Origin of the sequence: Agarivorans sp. Toyoura001 (genome assembly GCF_005405585.1) — a bacterium.
Taxonomy (GTDB): Bacteria; Pseudomonadota; Gammaproteobacteria; order Enterobacterales; family Celerinatantimonadaceae; genus Agarivorans.
Window position 1 is genome coordinate 143,263 of record NZ_BJEQ01000004.1, and the last position, 12,938, is coordinate 156,200.

At 44.5% G+C, this 12,938-nt stretch carries 1 protein-coding gene; it reads left to right on the forward strand.

The window, feature by feature from the left end:
- Positions 1-4 precede the first annotated feature (4 nt).
- Entirely contained in the window at positions 5-12,871 is a 12,867-nt protein-coding gene (locus FFR00_RS07380) for a VCBS domain-containing protein (RefSeq protein WP_137672750.1), read from the forward strand.
- Positions 12,872-12,938: the final 67 nt, after the last annotated feature.

Below are 12,938 nucleotides of genomic sequence, written 5' to 3' on the forward strand. Positions count from 1 at the left end.
TATTATGACTAAGCAGCAAGACAAATCATCCCTAAAAGCGAAAAGTAAACTTACTAAAAGCAGTAACAGTGTCGACAAAGATAAAGGCATAAAAAAAGCCAAGCGTATCGATGAAGATGTAGCACGGCTTAAGGCAAAAGAGTTACGGGATGTCAAAACCGCAGGTTTAAGCAATCAAGATTTGGTTGCTGATAAAGCTAGTCATCAACGGTTGGCTAACAGTCCGCGAACAGATACCGACCTTATGCCATCAGATGAACTACAAACAGATAATACCGAATCAGAGCAAGTAAGTGCGCAGCATATCAGCACCGAGCAAGCTGACACAGATAAATCGACTTCATTGGTAGGTGCTGCGTTTAATCTTGAAGCTGGCCAGGCTAAACCAAACACTGAGCAATTGTCTCGTGTGGGTCAAGGTGGAGGCCTAAAAGATTCGGGCTTCAATCATTGGTATTCACCACACTCTTTCTTAACTAATACCGAGCAGGCTAATAGTTTTAATTCGGCAGAATTTAAGCCAATGCCAAATCATATGGCGCCAGGTTTAACCGTTAAGCAGATTGTCCAAGTTAATCACCTTCAAGGTGGTGCCGCCCAACCAGAAGCAATGCACGCTGAAGGGAAGCAACAACAAAGTGGATTAGTGAAAGAAGACCACACTAACGCAGTATCAGGTGAGTTGCATATCGCAGGTTTAGGTTCGGCTACCGCTGTGTGGGCAGTAGAGTCTGGAAGTGGTAAATACGGCTCTTTATTGGTCGACCCAAACACAGGCCAATGGCGTTATCTGCTGGATAACTCGTTAGCTAAAACCGATACTCTTGCTGAGGGAGAGCACCACACCGAACAATTTATAGTATTGGCTACTAGCAATAATCATCAGCAGGTAAAAATGCTGGTATCGGTAGAAGTGGAGGGTAGTAACGACTTACCGGTGATATCAGGCTTACATCACGCCAGCGTATCTGAAATGGGCAAACTGGATAAGGTTGATGGTCAGTTGTTGGCAACCGACCCAGACCATAATGAGCATTTGCAATGGGCGGTCTCTAACCCGCAAGGTCAGTATGGGCGTTTAAGCATTAGCCCCACCACAGGTCAGTGGCAATATCTTTTAGACAATAAGTCTGCCACTACCTTAGCGTTAACTGGCGGGCAGCAAGCAGTAGAGCATTTTGTTGCCACTGTAACCGATAGCTCCGGCCAAGCGGTTAAGCATGATGTTAGCGTATTGGTCACTGGTAGTAATGAACAAGCCTTAATTAGTGGCAGCTTTAGTGGAGTGGTAACTGAAGATAAAGATGTTCAAGCGGGAGAACTACATTGTGCAGGGCTGCTCCATATACAAGATCCCGATGCTCTGCAGGCGGTATTTGTTAGCGAACAATTGCAGGGGCAATACGGCCAATTTCAAATAGACACTGATGGCCATTGGCGCTTTTCAGCCGCTAATACTTTACCTGTAATTCAAGGTTTGAAAACCGGTGAGGCCGTCACTGATACAGTGCTCGTTCATTCAGTTGATGGCTCCGAGCAAAAAATCACAGTCACCATTAATGGTACCGATGATAAAGCTTTTATTTCAAATGCTTATACAGGTATTTCAGCTAGCAGCCTAGACAAAGGTGCCCCAACACTTGATGGAGAGACCAACGCTTCTGTTAAAGAAGATATCAATGTATCTCATGGCAACTTAGTTGTTGAAGGGATATTGATTGTGACGGATGTAGATAAGGGCCAAGCTAAGTTCAGCGCAGAAACCCTACAAGGTCAATTTGGCACATTGAGCATCAATAATCTCGGCCATTGGACCTACACCGCTGATAACTCACAAGCCACTACTCAAGGCCTTAAAACGGGTGATTCACTCACCGACACATTGCTGGTTCACTCTGTTGATGGCACTGAACAACAAATCACTGTCACCATTAACGGCACTGACGATAAAGCCCAAATTGCTGGAACCAGTTCGGCAAGCCTAACCGAAGATAAAGATGTTCATAGTGGCCAGCTTAAAATAGACGGTGCACTAACTGTTACCGATGCAGATAACGGCCAAAGCCAATTCGCTGCTACATCACTACAAGGCCAGTTCGGTATCCTGAGTATCAACAATTTAGGGCACTGGATCTACACCGCTGATAACTCTCAGCCGAGTATTCAAGGGCTTAAAATAGGTGAATCAGTTACTGACACATTGCTGGTTCACTCTGTTGATGGCACTGAACAACAAATCACTGTCACCATTAACGGCACCGATGACAAAGCCGTGATTGCTGGTACTGCAAGGGCCTCACTTACCGAAGATAAAGATGTTTATCAAGGGCAGCTTAGAGCAGATGGTAATTTAAGCATCACCGATCCCGATGCAGGGCAGAGCCAGTTTGCGGCTACCTCATTACAAGGACAGTTTGGTACTCTTTCAATCAATGAATTAGGTCACTGGACTTACACTGCGGATAATTCACAAGCGACCATTCAAGGGCTAAAAACCGGTGAATCTGTTACCGATACACTATTTGTTCATTCGGTTGATGGCACGTCACAACAATTGACCGTTACGATCAATGGTACTGATGACAAAGCTATTATTGGTGGTACATCAACAGCATCACTGACAGAAGATAAAGACGTTCATCAGGGTCTACTTCGTGTCGATGGTGCACTCACTATTACAGATAGTGACAATGGCCAAGCCCAGTTCAGCGCGGAAACCTTGCAAGGTCAATTTGGCACACTGAGCATCAATAATCTCGGCCATTGGACCTACACCGCCGATAACTCACAAGCCACTATTCAAGGCCTGAAAACTGGGGAGTCAGTAACTGACACATTGCTGGTTCATTCTGTGGATGGCACCGAGCAAAAAATCACCTTGACCATTAACGGCACCGATGACAAAGCTGTGATAGCTGGTACAGCAACAGCCTCGCTCACTGAAGATAAAGACGTTCATGCTGGTCAGTTGCGCGTGGACGGTGCGTTAACCATTACAGATAGTGATAACGGCCAAGCCCAGTACAGCGCGGAAACCTTGCAAGGTCAGTTTGGCACACTGAGCATCAATAATCTCGGCCATTGGACCTACACGGCGGATAACTCACAAGCAACTATTCAAGGGCTTAAAACAGGTGAATCAGTAACTGACACATTGCTGGTTCATTCTGTGGATGGGACCGAGCAAAAAATCACCTTGACCATTAACGGCACCGATGACAAAGCTGTGATAGCTGGCACAGCAACGGCCTCGCTCACTGAAGATAAAGACGTTCATGGTGGTCAACTTCGTGTTGATGGCACACTTATCGTCACCGATGCTGACAACGGTCAAACCCAGTTCAATGCTGAAAGCTTACAAGGCAAATTCGGTATGCTGGCTATCAATAATTTGGGTCACTGGACTTACACTGCTGATAACGCGCAAGTGGCGATTCAAGGGCTCAAAACTGGCGAATCACTCACCGATACATTGCTAGTACATTCGGTGGATGGCACTGAGCAACAAATCACCGTGACCATTAACGGCACTGACGATAAGGCAACCGTCACTGATGCTCAAACGGACATGAATTTACGCGGCGTTACTGAAGATCGCGGCTACATAGATACCCATTACGATCTGCACTATGACGGTCAATTAAACATTCAAGATCCCGATAAAGGCGATAACAGTTTTGACCCTAATATAGGTCCACAAACTTACCAAGGTATTGGTTACGATACTAAACTCGGTGGGCATATCTTACTCATGCAAGATGGCCACTACACCTATACGCTGGACAACCGCCATATTCAAGACCTTGCCGCCGGCGAAACAAAAACAGATTCGGCGATTATCCGCACCGCTGACGGCACTGAGCATACCATCAAACTTAGTGTACACGGCACCAATGATACCCCCACAGTGAGTGCACAGTCACAGTCTGTCACTGAAGGTGGCGCCATCCTAAATGGGCAGATGATAGGCCATGACATTGATACTGGTGCACAACTACGTTACTCAGCACCACAGATAGATGGACTCACATTAAACCCCGACGGCAGCTACAGCTTTGACCCTAGCCATGCAAGTTATCAATCACTAGCCTCTGGGGTAACAAAAACGCTAACGATTCCAGTCACCGTCACTGATGAGCATAATGCCAGTGCCACACAAAACCTTTCTATTAGCATAACCGGCACCAATAATGCCGCCGTTATTGGTGGAGTTGATACTGGCGATGTCAGCGAGGGAACTGCTGGACAAGATATGTCGCCAGATTATGCTCAGCCAGGCATGGCTAAGTTAGGGCAAGCAGCATTAACAGCTGATGGCAAGTTAGATATTGTTGACCCCGATACAGCAGAATCTCAGTTTGATCCTAAAGGCGGTGCCTGGAATAACTCTTACCACGGACAATATGGACACTTACTCTTAAACACAGATGGTACTTGGCATTACGACGTGACGGTTGGAAGCGTTGATTGGGTAGGAAATCGTAAGACAACAATCGGCACTGCCATTGATAAATTAGGTGAACATCAAACGTTAACTGATACCATTACTGTATACTCTAAAGATGGCACATCTCACGATATTATTATTACTATTCATGGTGATAATGACCGCCCATATTGCTCTTCAGAAGTGCTGCTTGCTAGTGGCAAAGAAGATCTAGCTCAAACCATCTCTGTCGTTGATCTTTTAGCAAACACCATAGACGTGGATGCCAATGATGCAGGCAAACTCACCATTGCCAATTTACATGCTGATCATGGGTCTATTCTCACTAACCAAGATGGAACCTTTACCTTTACTCCAGACAAAGACTACAACGGTCAAGTCCATTTCACCTATGACGTCTTAGATGCTCATGCTGGTATCACCCACACCGGCGCGACAACAACATTAACGGCAGTTCAAGATAGCGCAATAATCACAGAAGTCAGCACAGGGAGTATTACTGAAGATGGGTCTCACAGAAGCAGTAATGGAGGAACAGTAACGGAGTTGGCAACGGGCTCTCTTACTGTGGTTGACCCCGACACTGGTGAAAACTCATTCCAGTTTAGCCAATTCGGTGAAACAAAAATTCATGACCCTTATAATGGCTTGTTACGTATCGATAGCGCTGGTACTTGGACTTATCATGTTGATAACGCAAAGCTACAATACCTAGCCGAAGGTCAAACTGAAGTTGTTATATATCGCGTACATAGTAAAGATGGTACACCCTACGATCTTCATATTAATGTCACGGGGACTAATGATGCACCCACTGTAAACCAAGTGCATTTAACCAATGGTACTGAAGATGTCAGTTACCAAATGCAGGCAAGCCATTTTGGTTTTAGCGATGTTGATTCAGGCGACACACTTCATTCTATAAGCTTAACCAATCTGCCAAGTTTAACTGAAGGTAAATTTGTACTTGATGGGCACAATGTTAGCGCAAACCAAGTTATCGATGCAGGCGACATCAGTAAATTACAATTTATCCCAGCAAAAGATTTTAACGGTGATATCCAGTTTACGTATACCGTTAATGATGGTCATACAGATTCGGCGCCTGCAACAGGCTCTTTAAATATTGCTTCAGTGGAAGATCTATTAATCGATAATGGAGTACGTGGCTTAGGTGTAACGGATGAAGATACCAGCACCCACTTTACAGAAGCACAATTATTGGAACATTTATCTGATGTTGATGGCCCATTGCATGTCAGTGGCTTACCAACATCGGCACATGGTGCAGTCACAGCAAATGCTTCTGGAGGATATGATTTTACTCCAAACTCCAATTACCACGGCCCTGCAGAAATTGACTACAAAGTCACTGATGGCTCGACTGAATATGCTAAAACAGCTCAACTATCTGTAACCCCAATCACTGATACAGCACAAGTCGGCCTTAGCATGACAGCCCAACAACAAGTGATGCAGTTAGGTACAGATGGTTCTGCATCTGCAATGAACAATGGGGTGTTACAAACCGGCGACCAAATCAATAGTGTCGCGGTCGAGTTTAATGTTATCGGCGGCCCACAAGTCACATCCGGCTCAACACATGGAGCCACCTACTTTAGTTATGCCAATAGTGAATCAGATAATGAAATGTATGCTTGGAAACCAAGCAATTTAACTATTGCGATCCATGGCACTGAATACGCTACAGGCATCGATACAACTCAAGATACTGCAACTCACCGCTATTCAATTTTATGGGATTCAAATACAGGGGTACTGCAAGTATTAGTCGATGGTGACGTTAAGTTTACTCATGCAAATGTCCATAAAGGCCAACCAATGAATGGTCATGGCACCCTAGCTATTGGACAAGATCAGGATGTGGTTCATGGTCAGAAATTTGTGCTTGAGGATGGCTCACATCAATCTCATGGTTTTGGTGTTAATGACGCATTTCATGGTCAGATTTTTAGTACATCAATGGTGACGAATCACTCTGTAGCCCCCGCTTCTCTTCAACATGCTCCTCTAGCGAATACGGTTGATAAAGATAATGGTCTTGTTATTGATATGAGAATGTCAGCTTCAGGGCAGTTAGTTGATATGACTGGGCACCATCAGCTAACCTCTTTTGGATCGTTAACCTCACATACTGTGTCAGTTGATACAGGAGTCGCTATTCCTAATAGTGATTCTTTACTGAATCTTAGCCCTCATATTGTCGACCCCGTTGATCCCGACGACCATATTTCTAAGGTAGAATTACTAGGATTGATTTCAGGCACAGTCATCACCGATGGTACTCCTGGGCACAATCATGTTGTTTCATCAATGACGGATGCTCTCAATATTCAGGGCTGGGATTTAGATCATCTTACCGCGCAGTTACCTGGAGGCAATAATCATAACATGGACATTATTGTCCGTGTGGAGACTACCGGACCAGATGGCGCCACCTCAACCACAGAAGCACACCAGCCTTTAGTGCTTGATCCTACTAAACCGATTCCAAATGCCGTAATTAGCGGCGATGATAATAAGACAACCGATGAAGACACGTCGATATCAGGACAGCTATTAATTACCGATACCGATGCCGCACAAGCGTATTTTGATACTACGCCTATTGATGGCAAGTATGGCCATTTAACGATTGATACAGACGGCCATTGGACTTATACACCAAATGCCACAGCCAATGCCTTAAATAAAACTGATCATGTACAAGATACGTTAATTGTTACCTCACTTGATGGCACCCAGCATCAAATTATCGTTAATATTGATGGCCGTGACGATAACCCAATCGTTACTGAACTCGCAGCACCTAAAACGGTTATTGAAGACGGTGGCCATGATGCTATACGCACTTCAGGAATGCTAAGTATCAGCGATCCAGATACTGGCGACACCCATAGCATTACTGAGCAAACCGATGTATTGGGCACCTATGGACATTTTTCAATTGCGGCAAATGGCAGCTGGCATTATGAACTTGATAATGCTTTACCTGCAACTCAAGCCTTAACCGAAGGGCAACACGTTACCGAAACATTCAATGTAGTCGTTAGCGATAATGAAGGTGGCCATACAATTCACACCATGCACTTTGACGTGCAAGGTAGCAATGAAGCGCCAACAATTACAGCAAGCACAATTTCAGCTTATGAAGATACCGACTATCACTTTACAAAGGCGGATTTTGGGTTTACTGACAGTGATGGTGGATCATTAGAGCACTTAACGATTACGGAGCTACCACCTAAATCTCAGGGAGAATTAAGCTTAAATGGTCACGCTATAACGGCTAACCAACAAATCAGTAATGCGGACATTCCTAATTTAGTGTTTACGCCAAATCTTAACTTTAATGGAAATGTAAACTTTAAATATAGTGTTAGCGATGGCCATGATAGTTCAGCAGAAGCTCAGGCAACTATTGATGTTGCTTCTAGAAATGATGCACCAACGATAACGCCAAGCTCACTGAGCGGTACAGAAGATAATATTTATAGCTTCAACGAAGCTGATTTTGGTTTTACCGATGTCGATAATGGCGATACCCTAAATCACATTACTATTACCGATTTACCAGATAGTGCAGACGGTAAACTTACTTTTAATGGTGTAGAAGTTACAACCAATCAACAAATTTCAGCCACTGACATAGGTCAACTTAAGTTTGAACCAAGCGCCAACTTCCATGGTGACGTAGACTTTGCTTATTCAGTCAATGATGGTCATGTGGACTCAGCACCAGCCAGAGCATCAATACATATCGCTTCAGTTGATGATCCATTAATCGATAGCGGTATGCGTGATTTAGGTACAACGGATGAAGATACCACCACACATTTTACAGACGCGCAATTACTCGCAAACTTATCAGATGCCGATGGTGCGTTACATATAAGCGGCGTGCCGACATCAACTCATGGCACAGTAACAGCGAATGCATCTGGAGGGTATGACTTTACCCCGAATGCAAATTACCATGGACCAGCTGAAATTGACTATAAAGTCAGTGACGGAACGACCGAGTACGCCCAAACGACTCATTTAAGTGTGAGCTCAGTTACAGATGCAGCAACGACTTCCTTGTCTGCAGAAGTTCAACGTACGGCATTTGGCCTGACCTCATCAGCTGATCATGGTTACATTAAGCCCCATGGCGATCAAATTAATTCGGGAGGTGACTTACACGCTTTTACGGCTGAATTCACTTATATCCATGATCCCAAAATCACCATTGGTACTTATCAAGATTTTGTTATGTTTCATGGGGTTAAACCTGATGGCACGCCTGATATGGATGGCGTTAATTTCGGCATGTGGACCTTTGGCGGTAATTTGAAGTTTACCAGTTCACATATCAGTGGTGATAACGGCAACCCTGGAGTCAATTTTAATGATGGTCAAGATCATCGTATAACCATGACATGGGATGGTAAAACAGATACCGCTCTACTTTATGATAACGGTGTTTTAAAAGTTACGGTTCATGGTTTTGCAGGAAGTGATCACATTGCGGCAAATCCATTTTTAAATGTAGGCAGTAAATACGTTCCGGGGCATTTTGCAGGACAAGATAAATTTCCAGGACGATTGCTCTCAACTAGTTTTGCCTCGCAAGCACTTACACCAGAACAAATTCAACATGGCCCAGTCTATGAGTCTGTTAGTAAAAATAATGGTCTATTAATCGACATTCGATCCGACAGTCATGGCCTTATATCAGACCAAACAGGTCACCATCAGCTTGATATTGCTGACTTACATACGTTTACAGGTGAAATGGTCAATACTGGCTCAACGGCTTTAGCGCCAGGCGATGTATTACATATGCACCTGTCAGTAGCGGCTCCTATAGATCATGACGATGTTCTCAGCAAGATAGAGATATTGGGACTTGCGAAAGGCACGATTCTTAGCGATGGTCATCATAGTTTAACGATTGGCTCAGCGGTGCAACATGCGGATGTTACCGGTTGGGATTTAGATAAAGTGACAGCAACATTACCTGCTCATGGCGATCAGAACATGCTAATGCAGTTAGTCGCAACCACGACCGGACCTGATGGTATAAGTACAACCGATAGTGCAAAACTGCCAATAATATTAGATGTTAACTCCCCGGTTCCTGATGCTGTTATTACCGGGGATGAACAACTAACCACAGATGAAGTCTCAACTGTATCGGGTCAGCTAACTATTACCGATACAGATTCATCACAAGCGTATTTTATAGCAGAAGTTATACCAAGTGCTCATGGTCAATTTACGATAAAAGCTGTCGGAAGTTGGGAATTCACCCCAAGTAAGCTGGCAGAAACCTTGACTCAAAACCATAACGCCACCGATATTGTTACCGTAAAAACTCTTGATGGAACAGAGCAACAATTGAGTGTAACACTCATCGGCAGCGACACTGCCCCAACAACCGTCACCACCGATTTAGGCAAGGTTGAATCTGGTCGCACCCACGACTTCCAAGCAACAGATTTGCTTGCTAATGTTACCGATGTCGATACCAGTGCAGCAGGGCTATCGATTGTGGCGGGCTCACTGCTCTCTCCCCATGGAACTGTGGTAACCAATCCTGACGGTAGTTATAGCTTTACAGCAAATTCAGGCTTTGTTGGTAACGATTTAGCCATTAGTTTCAAAGTCAGTGATGGTCATAACACTATTGATGCCAACGCAATAATTGATGTCACACCGCCTCTGGCGATCACCCGATTAGAGCGAGATACTGGGGTCAGTGACAGTGACTTTGTTACTAGCGACGGCCACATAATCTTATACGGAACTGGCGAGCCCGGTAGCACGATCATGGGAAGTGGGATTCTCAGTGGCCCTAAAGCAATTGTCGATGCAAATGGTCATTGGAAAATGGATGTCAGCGCAACAGATCGCGCCGATGGTACCTATACGCTGACCGTATTTGAAGTAAAAGCTGATGGCAGCTATGCCCAAGCCCATCATAAAATCACTATAGATACTGCTAAACCAACGCTGTCTATCGACCCTATCTCCAATGACGATTGGGTAAATCATCATGACCATCAGCAGGATTTAACTATTACAGGTGCCACAACCCATGTGGCTGATGGCAATTCGGTTGATGTGATTGTCGCAGGTACACACTATAGCGCCAACGTTAACAATAACCATTGGCAATTGGTCATTCCGGCAAATCAAGTTGCCAATATTAGCGACAGTGCCTATCAAGTCCATGCAGAGGTTATCGCGACCGCAACTGGCGACACAGCTCAAGTTCAACGCCAGCTAGTGGTATCTGCCGATTTAAGCACTCTGGTACAAACTCAGGCAGTAGAAGAGGACAGTAAAACCACAGCCACAGGGACTTTATTTGCTGTAGGCGCGAGTGAAACTGTTACCACTACAGGCGTATTACAAGGCAACTACGGCACTTTACAAATGAATGTCGATGGTAGTTACCAATACACATTGGACAATAACGCAGCCGCTATTCAGCAAATGGGGCAAACAGATACCCATGCAGATAACTTTTTCATCAGTTATACCAATAACCATGGCGACACCAAACATGCCGTGGTCAATATTGGTATTCATGGCACCAACGATGCCCCCCTATTAACGGGCACTTTTGAAATATCTCGTTCAATTACGACGGGCTCAATGACCAATACCCATTCCTTTGGCTATATCAATATTGATGACATCGATGCTGGTGATAAACTCAATATTGAATACATTGATAGTCAGGGTGGACACCATCTATTAGATTTTACGCCAGGCAACAGTAATAAAATTGATGTACAAGGCATCGGTCATTTTAGTATCGATGCCGATGGACGTTGGGATTTTACCTTCAGTCACAGTGGTCCTGAGCGTGACAAGCTTGATCAAGAAGTGGCCGCAGGTAAGATTCACTCCGAAACAGTCACCCTTAAAGTAACCGATGGCAGTGGGCAGAGTCGGGAAGAACACCTAACAGTACACATTGGCGATGGTAAGACCGGACCACAGATTTTCGGAGCGTCCGAGTCTGTGGTTACCGAAGACAAAGTGACTCAATCCCACGGCTTGCTCGATTTATTGGTCGGTGACGTCAAGGTGGCCAGCGGTGTCACGTGGGAGTTGCAACCTGGGGCTCACCCTCAATACGGTGATTTAACATTAAACCCCGATGGTAGTTGGCAGTATCAAGCTAATAATGGTTCGGCTCGTGTACAAGCCCTAGCTGAAGGTGAGCGACTTGAAGAAACAATAATGGTGACCGCTACTGACTCCCTTGGTCACAGCGTAGATCAAGCAATGAAATTGGTGATCATCGGTACCAATGACGTACCTGTTGTTGGACATGCCCTTGCTAATACGGTTGTTGAAGATCATCTGCTCACTCTGAGTAAAGCTGATTTACTTGCTAATGTTCACGATACAGACGCTAAAGATGTGCTTGATGTAAGCCATTTATCAATAGTCGGTGGTGGTACTATTACCCAACAAGGTGACCATTGGGTTATCAATCCTGGGGTAAATTATAATGGAGAATTACGCTTAAACTATACGGTGACCGATGGTCATGTAGCGATAGATAACAGTATGGCGATTCATGTGTCGCCTGACGCCGATACTCCTACCATGATATTTACTAAGCATGTCGGTGATTTAGCTTCGCCACTCGATACAATGGCGATTTCGGGTAATGAAAATTCTGATTTAGCACTTAATATTAACGTATCCAGTCCAGATACAAATGAAACGCTCACAGTTGAAATTACAGGCGTTCCACCAGGGGCTTCGCTATCTGCGGGGACTGAAAATAACGGCATATGGACACTACAACAAAGCGAGTTAACTAACCTCAAAGTTATTCCTGAAGCTGACTTTCATGGCCATTTTGATTTAAGTGTTTCAGCAATTAGTCATGATGGCAGTGAACAGACTTCGGTTAGTCAAACTATTGGAGTTGATGTACTAGCGGCACCTGTACTCGCTGGAATAGGGCAATCAGATGCTCCACAAAGTGACACTGAAACAGATACGCTGACCTTTAGCTCAAGTGTTGATGCGGATTTCTCCAACGTGGCAAGCACTGGAGTTCTCAATGATCCTATTGCTCCGGTAGACCACTACTTTCAAATGCTGGGAATGAGCAAAGATGATGTACCCACGGAGTCTTTAGCTGGCAGCCAAACAGAATTACTACCGGAAGTTAACGTAGATAACCCGTTAGCTGATGAAGGTGATTTGGCTGGGCAATCGTCGGAGCTGTTTGACAATCCATTGGCTGAAGGTGAGGAACAACATCACCAACTTGATGATGTCCAAGAGCACAATCATAACCAACTCGTTGATAATAGTACTGCTATGGATAGTCATGATGATGAGTTATTACATTCGGCGCTCAATAATATGCATAATCAATGGTAAGTATGGAGAGTGTTTTGTTAGCTAAAGATATTATCTATATATTGCAGTAATATACGGCTATTAGTTA